We start from the raw sequence: 17290 nt of genomic DNA, 5'->3' as shown, positions 1-17290 counted from the left end.
GTCTGTGATGTGCTCCACCAATCATACTGTATGAAATATCAGTAGTTGGCCTGGGGGCGCTGAAGCAAGGGTCTAACTCGAATGTCCGATTTGGTTTAATCACTCCCCCCGCCAATACGTCAAATGACGTACCCACCGGGGCCATTTCGCGAATACTCCCATGTCGGCCGATCACCGATAGTGGTCTTGTGAGGGCAGGCTCACCCGCACCCTGCCTCTTTTGCTTTCGAACCAGCACGCCAAGACCGAAGGAGCGACCCTTATGGCCGAAACAATTATTAAGATCGACCTGAGCAAATCCGCCTACGAAAACGAGAACATCCACAACCGCTGGCATCCGGACATCCCGATGGCGGCGACGGTCAAGCCGGGGGATGATTTCATCATCGAGTGCTACGACTGGACCGGCGGACAGATCAAGAATGACGACAGCGCCGATGACGTGCGCGACGTGGACCTGACCCAGGTGCACTTCCTGTCTGGCCCGGTGGGCGTTGAGGGGGCAGAGCCTGGCGACTTGCTGGAAGTGGACATTCTGGACATTGGCGCCTTCGAGGAGAGTCAGTGGGGCTTTAATGGCTTTTTCTCCAAGCAGAACGGCGGCGGCTTCCTGACCGAGCATTTCCCGGAAGCACAGAAATCCATCTGGGATTTCAATGGCATGTTCACCAAATCCCGCCACATTCCGAACGTGGAATTCGCCGGTCTGATCCACCCGGGTCTGATTGGTTGCCTGCCGTCCAAGGACATGCTGGCGGAATGGAACAAGCGGGAGCAGGCGTTGCTGGACACCGATCCGGACCGGGTTCCCACCCTGGCGTGCCCGCCGGATGGCTCCACCGCCCACATGGGGAAAATGAAAGGTTCGGAGGCCGAAGCCGCCGGTGCCGAAGCGGCCCGTACCGTGCCGCCCCGCGAGCATGGCGGTAACTGCGACATCAAGGACCTGTCCCGGGGCTCGAAGATCTATTTCCCGGTATACGTCAAAGGCGGTGGCCTGTCGGTGGGTGACCTGCACTTCAGCCAGGGCGATGGTGAAATCACCTTCTGCGGCGCCATCGAAATGGCCGGCTGGATTCACCTGCGGGTGAATGTGGTGAAGGATGGCATGGCCAAGTACGGCATCAAGAACCCGATCTTCAAGCCCAGCCCGATCAAGCCGCGCTACGACGACTACGTGATCTTCGAAGGCATCTCGGTCGATGAGGACGGCAAGCAGCACTACCTCGACGTGCACGTGGCCTACCGCCAGGCCTGTCTCAACGCCATCGAGTACCTCACCAAGTTCGGCTACTCCAAGGCCCAGGCCTACGCGATTCTTGGCTGTGCGCCGGTGGAAGGCCACATCAGTGGCGTGGTGGATGTACCGAACGCCTGTGCCACCTTGTGGCTGCCCACCGACATCTTCGACTTCGACATCAATCCGAACGCGTCCGGGCCGGAAGTGAAAGTCACCGGCAGTGTGGATATTCCGTTGTCGCCGGATAAGGAGTAAGCCATGCCCCTGTACGACTACAAGTGCCGGGACCACGGCCTGTTCCAGAAGCTGGGCACCATGGCGGAAGCCGCACTTCCCGCCGAGTGCCCCGAGTGTCAGCAGCAATCAGCCCGGGTGATTGTGCTGCCACCGGAAATTCTGGCGATGGCGCCTGAGCAACGGCAGGCGGCGGAACGCAATGAAAAGGCCCGGCATGAGCCGATCATTTCCACCGCTGATCAGCGGGAGCATGATGCGGAACATCGCCAGGCCTGTGGCTGCCAGAAACGCTCAGCCAGCAAGCCGATGATGTTCTACACCGCCGATGGCAAGAAGATGTTCCCGTCCATGCGGCCGTGGATGATCAGCCACTGATCCGGCAATCGAAGTAAGATGTCCTGTCACGTGTTGTTAGCCCCCATCCGGGGGCTTTTTTATGCGGCGGAATAGCTGTGTCTTGCCATGGGCGTGGTGCTGGTGAGTTGGCGCAACAGTGGGTTGTTCGTTGCGTTCAGAAGCGTTACACCGGTTTCAGAACTTTGTGGTCGTTGAAGCTTTGGGACCAGACTTCCCGGCGCCCCTGAATCGGGGTGGCGACCAGCAGTTCCGGCTGGTGGATGTGCCAGCCCTGGGCGTAGTCCACGTTCAGCTCGGTCAGCCGGGCCATGATGCTGGCGTTTTCCACATATTCGGCCACCACCTCCAGGCCCATGGCGTGGGCCACTTCGGTCATGGCGCGCACCATTTCGTAGTCGACCTTGTCGGTGGCCAGTCCGCGAATAAAGCAGCCATCGATTTTCAGGCAGTGAACCGGCAGGGTTTTCAGGTGGCCATAGGAGGCAAAGCCGCTGCCGAAGTCATCCAGTGCGAATTTGCAGCCGATAGCCCGGAGCCGCTCGATCAGGTTCTGGGTCTCTTTAACGCTGGCCACGGCGGCGCTTTCAGTGATCTCGAAGCAGATTTTGTGGGCCGGTATGCCGTAACGGTTGAAGGCGTCGATGATGAACGGGCTCAGATCCGCGCAGCTCACCGACTGGGCGCTCAGGTTGATGTTGGCCTGTGTCAGCTGCTGCAGATGTTGCGGGTGCTCGGACAACCACTTGAAGTAGGTCTGGATCACCCACTGGTCCAGTTCCACGATCATGTTGTAGCGCTCAGCAGCAGGCAGGAAGGCGCCGGGCAGGACAAGTCGCCCTTCTCGCTTCATGCGCACCAGCACTTCGTAGCGGTCGCCTTGCGGGTTGCCCCGGATGGGGGAGACCTTCTGGTGGAACAGAATCAGGTTGTTGTTGCGGATGGCTTCACGGATCACCGTCACCTGTTCCATTTCGGTTTGACGCTGGGCGATGTCACCCCGGTTTTCATCGTGCACCACAACCTGGTTGCGGCCGCCATCTTTTGCCGCGTAGCAGGCGGTGTCCGCCAGGCTGACCAGCTCGGCCAGGGTGCCGGTTTTCTCGTTGATGGTGACAACGCCGATGCTGATGCCGATGCTGAACACCTTGCCCTTCCAGGTAAACCGGTAATCGCCAACATCCCGACGCAAGCGCTGGGCGAGGGTAGCGGCGTTTTCCACCGGAGTTTTTTCCAGCAGCAGGGCGAATTCGTCACCGCCCAGGCGGGCAAGGGAATCCGTTGCGCGGACGTACTTCTGGAACAGCGCCGAGATCTGTTTGAGCAACTGGTCCCCGGCACCATGGCCACAGGTATCGTTAACGATTTTGAATTGGTCCAGATCCATCATCAGCAGGGCATGATTGCGGCCCTGAATCCGGGCACTCTCAATCGCACGCTCCAGCCGCTTCTCAAAACCCAGTCGATTCACGAGGCCGGTCAGGGGGTCGTGATTGGCCAGATAGTTGAGCTGCTGTTCGCTGGCTTTTTTGTCGGTGATGTCCACCAGCGAGCCCTCAAACACCGGGCGCTTGGTGTCCGGGTCCCGCACTACACGCCCGTAAACGGACACCCAGAACAGCTCGCCGCTGAGCCGGCGGGCCTCGCACTCGAAGCCGTGCAGTTTGCCGTGACGGGTCAACAGCTCTATGCCTTCTTCCCACTTCTTGCGCCGCGCCGGAATCAGTTTGAGGTTATTGCTGCCACGACGTAACAGGTCGTCCGGGTTCTCGGCGCCGAAAATGCGCGCCAGGGCCGGATTCGCCGACACAAAGCGGCCCACCCGGTCGACCCGGAAACGGCCTTCCAGCGATTCGTCGTGGATCACCCGGTAACGCTCAAGATGGGCAATGGCCTCTTTCTGGGCTTCTTCGCGGGCCGTTTTCTCCCGGTTAATGCGATCGGCCAGCGCGAAGGAGAGTAGGGCAACCACGGAGATGGCCCCGAAGTGAATGGAATACTCCGTCAGCCAGTTGCGAGGTAAAGCGCCGACTTTTGCAAGGATCAGCACCAGGGTAAAAATGGTGAATAAGGTGAAGGCGGTAACGAAATAGCGGGCGTCTTTCAGGCCTTCGTGAAGCCAGAAATAGACGCTGGCGGCATAGGTCGACAAAGGCACCAGTACCAGCATCGCCATGGTCAGGTGGATGGCGACCTGGTACGGCAGCACAAAGGCCAGGGCCACGGTGAGCAGACACAGGGCCCCGTAAACGTAAAAGAGTCTGCCCAGTGTGGGAGCCCGCTGCTGGAGCTTGAGGAACCGGTGGGTGAACAACGCCAGGGCGGCGAGGGCGCTACCGCCGGAAACCACCAGACTGATCTGGTTCCATTCCGGCGATCGGGGCCAGACATGGCTGAAGCCGATGCCGGTCAGAATGGCTTCCACAAAGCAGTAGCCGATCAGGCACAGTGCGTAAAACAGGTAGGCATTCTCGCGAATCGAGATCCACAGGAACAGGTTGTACAGCGCCATGATGGCAATCATGCCGATCAGCCCGCCGAAAAACAGGGCTTCCCCGTATTTTTTGGCGGCCAGGGCATCCCGCTGCCAGAGCGAGATGGGTACCTGCATGGAGGAGGTGCTCCGGATTTTCATCACCACGACGTATTCCTGTTCCGGCGCCAGGGTGATGGGGAATACAACGTTCGGAAACAGGATCGGGCGCTCTTCGAAGGCCCACTGGTCCCCGGCCTTCAGGGTCTGGACAAATCTTCCTGTTTCCAGGCTGAACAGGGTCAGTTCCACCTCATCCAGCAGGGCATAGTCGATGTCGAGATACAGGTTCTGGGTGGTCGCCGACGCGTTGGTCAGCTGGAACCGGATCCACACGGTGTCTGTGATGAAGCCAAGGTTCAGGTGCTCGCCGGACAGGGATTGCCACCCCCAGTTGATGTCCCGGACCTGCTCTGGCGAAAGGTTGCGCTGCTCGTCGGTCTGATAGACCAGGTGCGGAGCCAGCGACACCCCATCATCCGCAGGCAGATGGCTGGCGAGAACGGAAGCAGAGGCCGGCAGCGTGAAAGCGGCGCCTGAAAGCAGGGTTGTGACGAAGACGAACAAACGGGCAGTCCGATAGGCCCGGAGAAAACATGCACGCAAATACATCAGCGGCGTCTCTTGATTATCGTTATTGATCCCTCGCCAGCGAGTATAAGATTGTATTTGCTATATAAATACGAAGCAGTGCTCATTGGCATCAGGCTGAGTGTCGACGCCGCTGAAATATGCCGAAAAGAAATGTGATGCAATCGTCACAAACGCGCTACAGAGCTGAAAACCTTGCGGGCATACACTGGCCCCCACTTGGATATTTCGGTTTTTACGATCATGAGATGTACTGAAGCTTCGGCTGAGCGTGGTACGCCACGGACTCCTGATGAGGGCGTGGCGGACTTGGCCATGCATGGGTCTCTGGCTGGCGTGGCGCGAGTGGCGGCAGGCGCCTTGCAGCAGCTGCCCGGGGACGGCGTGCTGTTCCAGTTGCTGGAACCCCACCTTGGTGTTGCCGGGCGGCCCGGACACCACCAGTTGCCTGCGGCCTTTCCCGCCGGCATCAGCGAGCTACCGCTGGCTCCGGACTGTTTTGCAGCGCCGCATCACCGGGCCGATCTGCCGCGGCCGCTCAGCATAGCCGGACAGCTCTACTATGAGGACGTCCGGGCGTTTGTCGCACAGCTGATGCCGTATCTTGCCGATCAGGAGCTGCACGATTGGCGACAGTCCATGGCGGAGGCTGTGCCCGGGTTTGCCGACACGGACCTGGCAGAGTCACTGGCCACCCTGATCTGGCAGGTGAGTTTCCTCGCTTCCATGGGGCGCGACACCCTGGCGTCCGCGCGGCCTCAGGAGCGCGAGTCGTTGCAGGGCGCCGAGACCATGGACAACATTCGCTATGGCTTCCGTGCTCCGGCACTTCAGTCGCTGGCGGATGAATTCCGTCAACGGCTGAAGGCTACCGATCAGCGCCTGGCCGCGGATGGCTTGCAGCTGACGCCGCTGAACCGGGTCTGCCAGAGTATCTGCTGGTAGCACTGTAACGGGGCGCAGTGGGGGGGGGCGCACTGGCCTGTCTGGTTCTGGCGGGGTGGGATGCGGCTGACGGAGCGTCAGGCTTCGTCGGCCTCAAGTTCCGCAAAGCCAATGGCTGCTGAGTTGTGTTGCGCCATCCAGCGCCGGACGTCATTCAGCGGCATGGGCTTGCTGAGCCAGTAGCCCTGCAGCCGATCGCAGTTCATATCCCGCAACAGCTGGGCAGCCTCTTCATCTTCCACACCTTCGGCAATCACCTGATAGCCCAGGCCGTGAACCATGTTCACGGCAGTCTCGACGATCACCCGGGAACTCTCACTGTCCAGAATGTCGATGATCAGGGCGCGGTCGAGTTTGATCTCGGAGGCAGGCAGCTGTTTCAGGTACGACAGCGAGGAGTAGCCGGTGCCGAAATCGTCCACCGAAATCCGAAGTCCGGTATCGGCCAGGGCAACCAGCGCCTTGAGCCCGGTTTCCGGGTCTTCCATGGCCGCGGTTTCGGTCAGTTCCAGGGTCAGCTGTTCGGGCCGCAGATTGTGACGCTGCAGGGCCGCCTGTATCCACTCCACCAGTCCCTTGGCGCTCAGGTCGCGGGCCGAGATGTTGATGGACAACTCCAGATCCGGATAGTCGCCCGTGAGGGTGGCGAGGTCGGCCGTGCCGCGCTCCACCGCCCAGCGGGTCAGCTGGGTAATGACGCCGGTCTCTTCCGCCAGTGGAATAAAGTCGGACGGGAACACCCAGCCGCGTTCCGGGTGATGCCAGCGAATCAGGGCTTCGACACCCACGACACGGCCGGTTTTCAGGCACAGTTTGGGCTGGTAGTGCAGTGACGTCTGCTCTTGAATCAGCGCTTCTTTCAGGTCCGACATCAGTGTCAGCCGGCTTTCGCTGTAGATATCCAGCTCGTGTGAGTAGACACCGGTGGCCAAAACGCCCTGAGACGCGTTTTCCATTCCAACGTGGGCATTGCGGATCAGCAGCGCGGCCGAGTCACCGTGCTGGGGATAGTAGGCGGCGCCGAACTTGGGGTGCAGCTCAATGGCCAGGTGGTCGATGGGCAGGGGTTCCGACAACAGTTTAATGGCCTTGTTCATACCCTCGAATTTGTCGTCCACGGCCCGGACATCAATCAACAGGCCCAGGCAATCGCCCGACAGCTGGAAAACGCATTCCGAACGGCCCTGTTCGTCGTCGCGGCAATGCACCATGGGCATTTCTTTGGCCAGTTCGGTCATCTGCTGGGCGAGACTTTTCAGCAGCCGTTCACTGCGGGCCAGCCCGAGGGTGCGGTGAATCTCGTCCATGCGGGTGATGCGGGCGATGCCCACAATGTACTCGCCGTCCGGGTTCTGGCTGAGGACTCTGTTGGTCATGCGCTCGAACCGGTTGCGGTTCGGCAGGCCGGTGACCGGGTCATGGGTCATGGCCTCGGTCAGCCGCTGTTGGGTGCGGTTACGGACTTTTTCCTTGAGCAGGCTGTCGGCCTGGGCCTCAAAACGCTCCTGGCGCTCATGGTACAGGCGGTCCGCCAGTGCAAACGTCAGGATGATGGCCTCCAGGCAGGAGCCGATCTGCATGGCGTATTCGGTCAGGAAGGTCTCGGGCAGAAATCCCAGCGCCCGGCCGGCGGTCGCCAGCACGCCCAGGGTTAGCGGGGTCCAGGCGACGGTGAAGAAAATGCCGGAACGCACGCCCGCGGCCCAGGAAACCGGCCCGGCCACCAGCAGTAACAGGAAAAAGAACAGTGCTGAAAACGACGACAACTGAATGGCAGTGTTGTAATCCAGCACCAATGCGGCGACAAGATTGCACACTTCAAAGCCGATCATCAGCCGCAGTGCCAGATCCAGCCGCGGGCTGTGGGATTTCACCCGCAGGAATTCCCGGCAGAACAGGATGGAGAACAGGGCCAGGATGGGCATGGACGAAAGCAGCACCCGGGCGTGCAGGCCGGGAAACTGGGGATACAGAAGCTGGAAACTGAAACCCTTGATGGAGGCAAAGAACAGCAGATAGCCCGTGATCGCCATGGCGTAGTACAGGTAAAGCGTTTCCCGCAGGGTCAGGAACACCGCCAGGTTGATCAGGATGATGACGAACAGGCAGCCGTAGTAGAAGAAATGCAGCTTTTGCTCGCCCGAGGCCGAGCCGAAAAAGTCGTGCTCATGCCAGATGTCCAGTGGCAGCACCAGCGAGCCTTCGGTTTGTACCCGCACATACAGGGTTTTTGTCTGCTCCGGAGCCAGGGTGAACCGGAAGAGCATGTTCGGGTGGTCGATTTCCCTGGGGTAAAACGGGCGGGTATCACCGGTGCGAACCACGCGGCCCGGTCCCGCGCTGGACACCTCGTGGAAGATCACGTCATCCAGCTGTGAATAACCCAGCTCGGCCACCAGGTTCATTGTCTCGCGGGTCTGGTTGTGGACGGCGAACCTCAGCCAGTAGGCGGATCGGGTAATGCCGAAAGTGTCGCTGCCATTCGGTACCGCCTGCCACTGGTCGTCGGCCAGTGTCATGACCTGGTCCAGGTCCGCGTGACCCGCCGGATCCTGCCAGACCTCGAAGTGAGGCTGGATCGCACTGTCGGACGACACGGGAACGGGGTCAGTGCCGGCCAGCACCGGGTTGCACACCAGCACGCTGAGAATCAGCAACACGAAGCGTAGGATTGAAGGTACTGTCACGGTCATAGCGCCGGTTGCCTCGTCAAAGCATTGCTGGACAGCGAGTTATATACGGACTGGAGCCCGCCAATCTGGCCAGACGAAGTTAACCAATTCCTGTTTTTACTTATTATTGTGGTTAGTGTCTGATCAATGCTAACGCCGGATCGGGATCGGGCTGAATGAGATTTATGTAGAAAAATGTGTCGCGGAGCCCGGCGGCGGCGTCCGTGTGGTAATTTTCTGCGGGTCATCGAAGCGCTCAAGGAGCCGTTGTGGAACAGAACTGGATTAACCATGCGATTGCCGCCATCGAAGCGGATTTCCGGCGTTCCTCGGATACCCATTTGCTGAAGGTGGATCTGCCGGCGTGTGGCGACATCACCCTGTACCTGAAGGATGAATCCACCCATCCCACCGGCAGCCTCAAGCATCGCCTGGCTCGTTCGCTGTTTCTGTACGGCCTGTGCAACGGGCAGATTCACCAGGGTACGCCCATCATTGAAGCGTCCTCCGGCAGCACGGCCATCTCGGAAGCCTACTTCGCGAAACTGCTCGGGCTGCCCTTTATTGCGGTTATTCCCAAAGGCACGTCGCAGGAGAAAATCGACAAGATTGCCTTTTACGGGGGGCGCTGCCACCTGGTGGAGGCCTGCGATATCTACTCCGAGGCGGCGCGCTTGGCGGAGGAAGTCGGCGGCCATTACATGGATCAGTTTACCTTTGCCGAACGGGCGACCGACTGGCGCGGCAACAACAACATCGCCGAGTCGATCTTCCAGCAAATGAGCGCCGAACCCCATCCGGTTCCGGACTGGATTGTGGTGAGCGCCGGCACTGGCGGCACCTCGGCCACCATCGGCCGTTACATTCGCTATCAGGGGCACCCGACCCGCCTGTGCGTGGCAGATCCGGACAATTCGGTGTTCTTCGATTACTTCCAGACCGGCGACGCCAGCCTGACCACGGGCCAGCGCTCGATGATCGAGGGCATCGGGCGCCCGCGGGTGGAGCCATCCTTTGTCGCGTCCGTGATCGATCGCATGAGCAAAGTGCCCGATTCGGCGGCATTTGCCACGATTCATGTGCTTGAGAAAATGCTGGGCCGGCGCTGCGGCGGCTCTACCGGAACCAATGTCTACGCGGCGTTGCAGATCATCTCTGACATGGTTGCCCGCAACGAATCCGGCAGTGTGGTGTCGATGATTTGCGACGGCGGCGAGCGGTACCTGGATAGCTATTACAACGACCAATGGCTGGCCGATAACGGCTTTGATACCGAGTCCTACCGAAAACAGTTGGAACATTTTTTTGAAACTGGCGTTTTCAAGCCAGTGCGTTGAAATTCACCCTTTGATCAGGAACCGACAGACGTGAAATATTGTGTGACTGCGAGCCTTCTTGCCGCTCTGACTCTTTTGGCCGGGTGTTCTCCGGAAGTTGGCAGTAAGGCGTGGTGCGAGGATATGGAAGCGACGCCGAAGGGCGAGTGGACCGCCAACGAGGCCAGAGACTACGCCAAGAACTGCCTGTTCCGCTCGGACGACTGATTCTGCGTCAGTCGTTCTCGTCCTTCTCCTGGGCGTCCAGCTCGGCTTTACGCCGGCGGATCTTTTCCAGCTTCTCGGGCGGGATGCGCATGTTGGCTGAATCCCGCAACAGCAGCAGGCTGCCAATGATCAGGGCAAAGGACAGCAGGACTATAATCCATCCGATAACGGGCATGGTTCGGGCTCCGGGGCAGGGGATACCTGGTCAGTGTGAACCACCCGGGCCCGGAAGCTCAAGCCGGATATGGAGCGGGTGAAATGCGCAACGATTCCATGACCGCCGAACAATGGCAGGCGGTGCTTGAAGCCATCCCCGATGTTCGGGACGGCCTGACCCGCACCGAACGTCTGATCCTCTATCTCATTCACCAGACCCAGCAGGAGCTGAACGGCCGCAACGTGCCGACCGCCATGCTCTACGGCCGGGTACTGGAATACGTCGACATGAGTGAGGCCGACCTGCACCTCTACCTCGACCGCCTGGGCGTCAAAGGCGATGGTCTAACGCCCCGCTGACCACCAACTATACTCCGTTTCAGGACGGCGTTTGATACGCCCCGAATGGAGATCTCCCGTGAATCAGATACTGGTAGGTAAGGGCCAGCAGCCGGTGTGGCTGCTGGGTGGTTATGGCAACCGGCATGGCCTGATTGCAGGCGCCACGGGCACCGGCAAAACCGTCACCATGATGGTGCTGGCGGAGGGTTTTTCACGCATGGGCGTGCCGGTCTTTATGGCCGATGTGAAGGGCGACGTTGCCGGGCTGTCCCAGCCGGGGGCCGGCAGTGAAAAATTGCAGGCCAGGGCGGCTGACCTCGGTGTCGAAGCCTACGCCCCGGAGGCCAATCCAGTGGTGTTCTGGGACCTGTACGGCAAGCAGGGCCACCGGGTGCGCACCACCATCAGCGAAATGGGGCCGGCGTTGCTGGCACGCCTGCTGGAACTCAACGACACCCAGACCGGGGTACTGGAAGTGACCTTCCGGGTGGCCGATGACCAGGGCCTGCTGCTGCTGGACTGGGAAGATCTCCGAGCCATGCTGGGTCTGGTGTCCGAGCTGCGTAAAGAGATTTCGGAGCAGTATGGCCTGGTCAGTGCGCAGTCGATTGCCGCCATCCAGCGGGACCTCTTGAGCCTGGAGCGCGAAGGCGGCGATCTGTTGTTCGGTGAGCCGGCGCTGGACCTGAATGACCTGATGGCCACCGATCTGAGCGGCCGCGGGGTGATCAACATCTTCGCGGCGGACCAGCTGATTCTCAAGCCCCGTGTCTACTCCAGCTTCCTGCTCTGGCTGCTGTCGGAACTGTTCGAGAACCTGCCCGAGGTGGGGGATCTCGACAAGCCACGGATGGTGTTGTTCTTTGACGAAGCGCACCTGTTGTTTGACGACGCGCCCCCTGTGCTGCTCAAGCGAATCGAACAGGTGGTTCGGCTGATCCGCTCCAAAGGCGTGGGCATCTATTTCTGCTCCCAGTTCCCGGACGATCTGCCAGGTGAGGTGCTGGGGCAGCTGGGTAACCGGATTCAGCACGCGCTGCGGGCCTATACGCCACGGGATCAGAAAGCGGTGAAAACGGCTGCGGAAACCTTTCCGGACAATCCGGCACTGGATGTGGCCACAGTGATCTCTGAGCTGGGGGTGGGGGAAGCGCTGGTGTCTACCCTGCAGGACAAGGGCGTGCCCATGCCGGTGGAACGCGCCCGCATTGCCCCACCGCGGTGCCGGATGGGGCCGGTAACCCCCGACGAGCGCATCGCCACGATGCGGTGCAGCCGCGTGGGCGCGAAATACGACCTGCCCGTAAACCGGGAGTCGGCGCACGAAATCCTGACCCAACGGGCGCAAGCGGCGGTAAAGGCGGCGCAAGAGGGCAAAACCCGGGCCGAAAAGAAAGCGTCAGACAGCAACCCGTTGAGTGACGTGTTGTGGGGAACCGGCCGCCGGCAGGGTGTCGTGGAGGCCATGGCCAAATCCGCAGCCCGGTCTGTGGGCAGTCAGCTGGGACGTCAGATCTTGCGAGGTTTGCTCGGAGGCTTGCTGGGGGGTGGGCGCCGCTAGGCGAAACCACCGGGACAGCCAGTGTTGGCACACTGCCCGGTTACGTCAGGCAACTCAGAAGGTGAATGCACCACCGACAGAGAAGTAATCGATGTCGGTGTTGTCCAGATCAAAGCGCTCCCACTCGGCGCGGACCTGGAGTGAAAACAGCGTGAAACGGGCGCCAATGCCGTACAGAGGATCGGTGCCGTCGTCATCGCCCAGACCACCGCTGAATTCGCTGTCCCAGAGCGCGGCACCCACCTTACCGAAAATACCGACCGGCCCCAGTTTGACCCCGGCCAGTCCGGCCGCTGTCCAGGCGGTGACATCCAGGTCAGCATCAGTACTGAAGGGGCCCACGGAGCCTCTAAAGGACCCGAAATCGACGTATGCACCTTCGACCGCCAGATCCACCAGCGGAATCAGGCCGAAGTTGTAACCGCCAAAGATCTTGTAACCGGTGTCGTCGTCGTCAAAATCGATAGAGTCAAAATTCGGATCCTGGTCATTCAGTTCCAATTGCGCCTGACCAACGGACGCACCCACGTAAAAGCCGCTGTCACTTCCGGCAAAAGCAGTGCCGGACACGGCGGCCAGAGATACAGCAAGAGCCAAGGGAAGTGGATTTTTCATGTTCTTAGCCTCCTGTGCTAAGCGTTTGACGGTTAAAAACTAGGCGATGGTTCCAGTTTTGTCGAGTTGTGGAACAAAAATACTGAAGAGGTCTGTTTCCAGGATTTTCAACGGGTTTTGTGGTGTTTTTAAGACATCTTTTGGAGATTGGTCCGCAAGGTTCTTTCCTGTCAGGTTGCGCTTACAGTGACTATCCTGTGTGAAGTGGTGGTTAATTTATGATCAGAGATGTGGGGGGAAAGGCGCTATGTTTGTGGCAGAGACATCCACGGGTCATCTGATAGAGGTGTTGGATGCCCAGAGCCTGTTTGATCCACACAAGACCCAGATTGAGGGCAGCCTTCATTACGGGGAGGAAGCCCAGGATCCTGAAATGTATGAAAAATCCGATCTTAGTTTTCCGTCGGGCGAGGCCTTGCCCCGCTGCTGGACGGATCCTCATTACCGCCGAAAACCCTGACCCGTAGCGCACGCCGTCTTCGGTTATCCCGCATACGTAACACCTCGATCAAGTTCTGAACAGAGTTGAAATCGGATTAACGTCTCGTTATCATTTTTGTTAATTGAACGTTCAATTAAAAAATTTGAAGCGACGACGGCGACGTTGAAATGCCCAAAATTGGAGTCAAAGACACCCGGAAACAGCAGTTGATTGAGGCCACGATGGCGTCCATTGCGGAACTGGGTATGCAGAACACCACGATTGTCAGCATCAGCAAACGCGCTGGCATGTCGTCCGGGATTATCAGTCACTATTTCGGCGGCAAGCAGGGGCTGATCGAAGCCGCCCTGCGTTACATGCTGAATCAGCTCGGCGGGGAATTGCGGGAGCGCATGGCGCATACCGACGGAACGCCGCTGCAGCGTCTGAACTGCATTATCGAGGCGAACTTTTCGGAGTTTCAGCGCTCGTCCCTGGCGGCGAAAACCTGGTTGAGTTTCTGGGCGCGCTCGATGCACGAGCCGGGTCTGAAACGCCTCCAGCAGATCAACAACGCCCGACTCTACAGCAACCTGCGTTACTCCTTTGCGCAGGTGCTGGATGAAGAACAGGCAACCGCTGCGGCCCGGCAGGCCGCGGCGATGATTGACGGCTTCTGGCTCCGTAGTGCCCTCAGCCTGGACCCGGAAGAGAGTTTCGAAGCCGGTGAACAACTGTGCAAGCGCTTTGTCAAAGACGCGCTCGACCAATACACGAACTTGTAATCGCGAGGACACTCGTTATGTCTGGATCACTCCCTCGTTACCAGAATTTTGTACACGGCCGTTTCCTGGCCAACACCAGCGGCGAAACGTTTCCCGTGGTGAACCCGGCCACTGGCGAAGTTATCTATGAAGTGGAAGTGGCGGACGAGTCCGTCCAGCAGGCGGCGATTGAAAGTGCCAAGGCCGGGTTTGCCGAATGGTCTGCCATGCCGGCGATCGAGCGTGGCCGGATTCTGAACAAGGCCGTGGCGCTGCTGCGCGAGCGCAATGACGAGCTGGCCGAGGCGGAAGTGCGGGACACCGGCAAGCCGATGCAGGAAGCCGAGGCGGTGGACGTGGTCACCGGCGCGGATGTGATCGAATACTTTGCGGGCCTGGCCCCCAGCGTTGAGGGCATTCAGCAGGACCTGGGTGGCGATTTCTATTACACCCGTCGGGAGCCGCTGGGCATCTGCGCCGGTATCGGTGCCTGGAACTATCCGATCCAGATTGCCTGCTGGAAGTCCGGTCCGGCACTGGCGGCGGGTAACGCACTGATTTTCAAGCCGTCGGAAGAAACTCCGATGGGCGCCATCAAGCTGGCGGAAATCTACATCGAGGCCGGTGTGCCGGCGGGTGTGTTCAACGTGGTGCAGGGCGCGGCCGAAGTCGGCCAGTGGCTGACCCACCACCCGGACATCGAGAAAGTGTCGTTTACCGGCGAAGTAGCCACTGGCAAGAAGGTCATGGCGGCTGCGGCCTCCACACTGAAGGATGTCACCATGGAGCTGGGCGGCAAGTCGCCGCTGATCATCTTCGACGATGCGGATGTGGAGAACGCCGTCTCCGCGGCGATGGTGGGGAATTTTTATACCCAGGGTGAGATCTGTACCAACGGTACCCGCGTATTCGTTCAGGAAGGCATCTATCAACGTTTCATGGACCGGCTGCTGGAGCGTACGCGCAACAACATCAAGCCGGGGGATCCGATGGATCCGGCCACCAACTACGGCGCCCTCATCTCCGCTAAGCACCGGGACCTGGTGCTCGATTACATCGCCAAAGGAAAGGCCGAGGGGGCAACCCTGGCAGAAGGCGGCCATACCCTGGCTCCGGCATCGGCCGAAGGGGGCTTTTTCGTGGCGCCAACCATCTTCACCGACTGCACCGACGACATGACCATCGTCAAAGAGGAAATCTTTGGCCCGGTGATGTCCGTGCTCAAGTTCTCCGAGGAAGACGAAGTGGTTGCCCGCGCCAACGACACCGAGACGGGCCTGGCTGCGGGTGTTTTCACCAACGATATCCGTCGTGCCCATCGGGTGATTCACCAGATCGAAGCGGGTATCTGCTGGATCAACAGCTACGGTGCATCCCCGGCGGAAATGCCGGTGGGTGGCTACAAGCTCTCTGGTGTGGGCCGGGAAAACGGCCGAGTTACCCTGGACCACTACACCCAGATCAAATCCGTGTATGTCGGCATGGAGGATCTGGACGCGCCGTTCTAAGCGGGCGATCCAACCGGGAGGTCTGGAATGAAAGAAAACCAATACGATTACATCGTGGTAGGGGCGGGATCGGCTGGCTGCGTGCTGGCCAATCGCCTGACCGAGGACGGCAAGAAGTCGGTGCTGCTGCTGGAAACCGGCGGCAGCGACAAGAGCATCTTCATTCAGATGCCGACAGCCCTGTCCATTCCCATGAACACCAAGAAGTACGCCTGGCAGTTCGAAACCGATCCGGAGCCGTATCTGGACAACCGCCGCATGCACTGTCCGCGCGGCAAGGTACTGGGCGGTTCATCGTCCATTAATGGCATGGTCTATGTCCGTGGCCATGCCCGGGACTTTGACGAGTGGCAGCAGGAAGGTGCCGAAGGCTGGGATTACCGCCACGTTCTGCCGTACTTCAAGAAGGCCGAAACCTGGGCCTTCGGCGGCGACGACTACCGGGGCGGACAGGGTCCGTTGGGCGTGAATAACGGCAACAACATGCAGAACCCGCTGTACAAGGCGTTCATCAAAGCGGGTACCGACGCCGGTTATTTCGAAACCGAAGACTACAACGGCGCCCAGCAGGAAGGCTTCGGCCCCATGCACATGACCGTGATGCACGGCCGGCGCTGGTCCACCGCCAATGCCTACCTGCGCCCGGCCATGAAGCGCCCGAACCTGACCGTGGTGACCCACGCGATGGTGCACAAGGTGTTGCTGGACGGCAAAACCGCCACCGGTGTGCGCTATGAGCAGGGTGGCCAGGTGCATGAAGCCCACGCCAGCGACGAGGTGATTCTGTCCGCCGGTTCCATCGGGTCGCCGCACCTGTTGCAGCTGTCCGGTATCGGCAGCCGCGAGGTGCTGGAAAAGGCCGGCATTGAGGTGAAGCACGAACTGCCCGGCGTGGGTGAGAACCTTCAGGACCATCTGGAATTCTACTTCCAGTTCCGCTGCAAGCAGCCGGTATCCCTGAACCGCAAGCTGGACCCGTGGAACAAGCTCAAGATCGGTGTGCGCTGGCTCCTGAAAAAGGACGGCCTGGGCGCGACCAACCATTTCGAGTCCTGTGGCTTTATCCGCTCCAAGGCGGGCGTGGAATGGCCGGATCTGCAGTACCACTTCCTGCCGGCGGCCATGCGCTATGACGGTCGGGAAGCGTTCAAGGGCGACGGTTTCCAGCTGCACATAGGCCACAACAAGCCGAAGAGCCGTGGTTTTGTGCACGTGAAATCGGCGGACCCGAAAGATCATCCCCGTATCCTGTTCAACTATATGCAGCACGAGGACGACCGCGAGGGCTTCCGGGATTGCGTGCGCCTGACCCGGGAAATCATCAACCAGCCGGCGATGGACGAGTACCGTGGTGCGGAGATCCAGCCGGGTGAGGATGTGGTCACCGACGAGCAGATCGACGCGTTTGTCCGGCAGGCTGTGGAAAGCGCCTACCACCCGTCCTGCTCCTGCAAGATGGGTACCGATGACATGGCCGTAGTCGATCCGGAAACCCGGGTCCGCGGCATCCAGAATCTTCGGGTGGTGGACTCGTCCATCTTCCCGACGATACCCAATGGCAACCTGAACTCGCCGACCATTATGGTGGCGGAGCGGGCAGCCGACCTGATCCGCGGCATGGAGCCGCTGAAACCTTCCGATGCGCCCGTCGTCATGGACGACCAGTGGCAGGCACGTCAACGATCGGGCGAGGCCAAGCGCACCCTCAGTTGAGGAGTGCTTGAGGCCTTCCCGAGCCCCGGGGCGTCGTGCCCCGGGGTCGCAAGCCCTCAGGGTTTCCCTATCAGTACGGAGGCACCGGTTGTCT

At 60.0% G+C, this 17290-nt stretch carries 15 protein-coding genes; 11 read left to right on the top strand and 4 right to left on the bottom strand.

Annotated elements, in window-relative coordinates; all coding sequences use genetic code 11:
• Positions 1 to 262: 262 nt before the first annotated feature.
• Both fmdA and LPB19_RS03470 read left to right on the top strand, forming a co-directional pair.
• A complete protein-coding gene (gene fmdA, locus LPB19_RS03475) occupies positions 263 to 1495 on the top strand; it encodes a formamidase (RefSeq protein ID WP_206644729.1) in 1233 nt (410 codons plus the stop codon).
• A gap of 3 nt (positions 1496 to 1498) precedes the next feature.
• Positions 1499 to 1852, top strand: a complete 354-nt coding sequence (locus LPB19_RS03470) for a zinc ribbon domain-containing protein (RefSeq protein ID WP_206644728.1) — start codon at positions 1499 to 1501, stop codon at positions 1850 to 1852.
• Between the two features lie 145 nt (positions 1853 to 1997).
• Here the strand turns inward: LPB19_RS03470 and LPB19_RS03465 are convergent, their stop codons facing one another.
• Positions 1998 to 4976 (bottom strand): EAL domain-containing protein, encoded by a 2979-nt coding sequence (locus LPB19_RS03465; RefSeq protein ID WP_206644727.1) that lies wholly within the window; start codon positions 4974 to 4976, stop codon positions 1998 to 2000.
• A gap of 222 nt (positions 4977 to 5198) precedes the next feature.
• Between LPB19_RS03465 and LPB19_RS03460 the strand changes: the two genes are divergently transcribed.
• The gene (locus LPB19_RS03460; protein ID WP_206644726.1) at positions 5199 to 5900 is read left to right on the top strand and encodes a hypothetical protein; all 702 of its coding nucleotides are present in this window, start codon (positions 5199 to 5201) and stop codon (positions 5898 to 5900) included.
• Between the two features lie 77 nt (positions 5901 to 5977).
• Here the strand turns inward: LPB19_RS03460 and LPB19_RS03455 are convergent, their stop codons facing one another.
• Positions 5978 to 8587, bottom strand: a complete 2610-nt coding sequence (locus LPB19_RS03455) for an EAL domain-containing protein (protein ID WP_206644725.1) — start codon at positions 8585 to 8587, stop codon at positions 5978 to 5980.
• A 254-nt stretch (positions 8588 to 8841) separates the two neighbouring features.
• On the opposite strand from LPB19_RS03455, the gene LPB19_RS03450 reads away from it, so the two are divergent.
• Together LPB19_RS03450 and LPB19_RS03445 are read left to right on the top strand one after the other, a co-directional pair.
• On the top strand, positions 8842 to 9909 hold the full coding sequence (locus LPB19_RS03450) for a PLP-dependent cysteine synthase family protein (RefSeq protein WP_206644724.1): 1068 nt from the start codon (positions 8842 to 8844) through the stop codon (positions 9907 to 9909).
• A gap of 30 nt (positions 9910 to 9939) precedes the next feature.
• Entirely contained in the window at positions 9940 to 10116 is a 177-nt protein-coding gene (locus LPB19_RS03445; protein WP_206644723.1) for a DUF3012 domain-containing protein, read from the top strand.
• 7 nt (positions 10117 to 10123) lie between these two features.
• On the opposite strand, the gene LPB19_RS03440 is transcribed toward LPB19_RS03445, so the two are convergent.
• Positions 10124 to 10291 (bottom strand): DUF2897 family protein, encoded by a 168-nt coding sequence (locus tag LPB19_RS03440; RefSeq protein ID WP_206644722.1) that lies wholly within the window; start codon positions 10289 to 10291, stop codon positions 10124 to 10126.
• Positions 10292 to 10374: 83 nt separating this feature from the next.
• Here LPB19_RS03440 and LPB19_RS03435 point away from each other — a divergent pair, with 83 nt between their 5' ends.
• Complete coding sequence (locus LPB19_RS03435) at positions 10375 to 10632, top strand: hypothetical protein (protein WP_228289199.1); 258 nt, start codon at positions 10375 to 10377, stop codon at positions 10630 to 10632.
• 58 nt (positions 10633 to 10690) lie between these two features.
• The gene (locus LPB19_RS03430) at positions 10691 to 12175 is read left to right on the top strand and encodes a helicase HerA-like domain-containing protein (RefSeq protein ID WP_206644721.1); all 1485 of its coding nucleotides are present in this window, start codon (positions 10691 to 10693) and stop codon (positions 12173 to 12175) included.
• Between the two features lie 54 nt (positions 12176 to 12229).
• Here LPB19_RS03430 and LPB19_RS03425 read toward each other — a convergent pair whose 3' ends face one another.
• Entirely contained in the window at positions 12230 to 12790 is a 561-nt protein-coding gene (locus LPB19_RS03425) for an outer membrane beta-barrel protein (protein ID WP_206644720.1), read from the bottom strand.
• A gap of 247 nt (positions 12791 to 13037) precedes the next feature.
• Between LPB19_RS03425 and LPB19_RS03420 the strand changes: the two genes are divergently transcribed.
• From LPB19_RS03420 to betA, 4 genes are all read left to right on the top strand, one after another.
• Positions 13038 to 13250, top strand: coding sequence for an acetyltransferase (locus tag LPB19_RS03420; RefSeq protein WP_206644719.1), 213 nt, complete (start codon positions 13038 to 13040; stop codon positions 13248 to 13250).
• 149 nt (positions 13251 to 13399) lie between these two features.
• The gene (gene betI / locus LPB19_RS03415) at positions 13400 to 13996 is read left to right on the top strand and encodes a transcriptional regulator BetI (protein WP_206644718.1); all 597 of its coding nucleotides are present in this window, start codon (positions 13400 to 13402) and stop codon (positions 13994 to 13996) included.
• A gap of 17 nt (positions 13997 to 14013) precedes the next feature.
• Positions 14014 to 15483 carry a betaine-aldehyde dehydrogenase gene (gene betB, locus LPB19_RS03410; RefSeq protein ID WP_206644717.1) on the top strand — a complete coding sequence of 490 codons (1470 nt, stop codon included), beginning with the start codon at positions 14014 to 14016 and terminating at the stop codon, positions 15481 to 15483.
• A 27-nt stretch (positions 15484 to 15510) separates the two neighbouring features.
• The gene (gene betA / locus LPB19_RS03405) at positions 15511 to 17196 is read left to right on the top strand and encodes a choline dehydrogenase (RefSeq protein WP_206644716.1); all 1686 of its coding nucleotides are present in this window, start codon (positions 15511 to 15513) and stop codon (positions 17194 to 17196) included.
• Positions 17197 to 17290 lie beyond the last annotated feature (94 nt).

The organism is Marinobacter salinisoli (assembly GCF_017301335.1).
Classification (GTDB): domain Bacteria; phylum Pseudomonadota; class Gammaproteobacteria; order Pseudomonadales; family Oleiphilaceae; genus Marinobacter; species Marinobacter salinisoli.
Note: the sequence above shows the minus strand (reverse complement) of the source record. Positions and strands in the feature narration are given on the sequence as shown.

What these genes read in the sequence shown, in the direction of transcription:
- fmdA (WP_206644729.1), top strand. Translation starts at nt 263, where the DNA reads ATGGCCGAAACAATTATTAAGATCGACCTGAGCAAATCCGCCTACGAA.
- LPB19_RS03470 (WP_206644728.1), top strand. Translation starts at nt 1,499, where the DNA reads ATGCCCCTGTACGACTACAAGTGCCGGGACCACGGCCTGTTCCAGAAG.
- LPB19_RS03465 (WP_206644727.1), bottom strand. Translation starts at nt 4,976, where the DNA reads ATGTATTTGCGTGCATGTTTTCTCCGGGCCTATCGGACTGCCCGTTTG.
- LPB19_RS03460 (WP_206644726.1), top strand. Translation starts at nt 5,199, where the DNA reads ATGAGATGTACTGAAGCTTCGGCTGAGCGTGGTACGCCACGGACTCCT.
- LPB19_RS03440 (WP_206644722.1), bottom strand. Translation starts at nt 10,291, where the DNA reads ATGCCCGTTATCGGATGGATTATAGTCCTGCTGTCCTTTGCCCTGATC.
- LPB19_RS03435 (WP_228289199.1), top strand. Translation starts at nt 10,375, where the DNA reads ATGCGCAACGATTCCATGACCGCCGAACAATGGCAGGCGGTGCTTGAA.
- LPB19_RS03425 (WP_206644720.1), bottom strand. Translation starts at nt 12,790, where the DNA reads ATGAAAAATCCACTTCCCTTGGCTCTTGCTGTATCTCTGGCCGCCGTG.
- LPB19_RS03420 (WP_206644719.1), top strand. Translation starts at nt 13,038, where the DNA reads ATGTTTGTGGCAGAGACATCCACGGGTCATCTGATAGAGGTGTTGGAT.
- betI (WP_206644718.1), top strand. Translation starts at nt 13,400, where the DNA reads ATGCCCAAAATTGGAGTCAAAGACACCCGGAAACAGCAGTTGATTGAG.
- betB (WP_206644717.1), top strand. Translation starts at nt 14,014, where the DNA reads ATGTCTGGATCACTCCCTCGTTACCAGAATTTTGTACACGGCCGTTTC.
- betA (WP_206644716.1), top strand. Translation starts at nt 15,511, where the DNA reads ATGAAAGAAAACCAATACGATTACATCGTGGTAGGGGCGGGATCGGCT.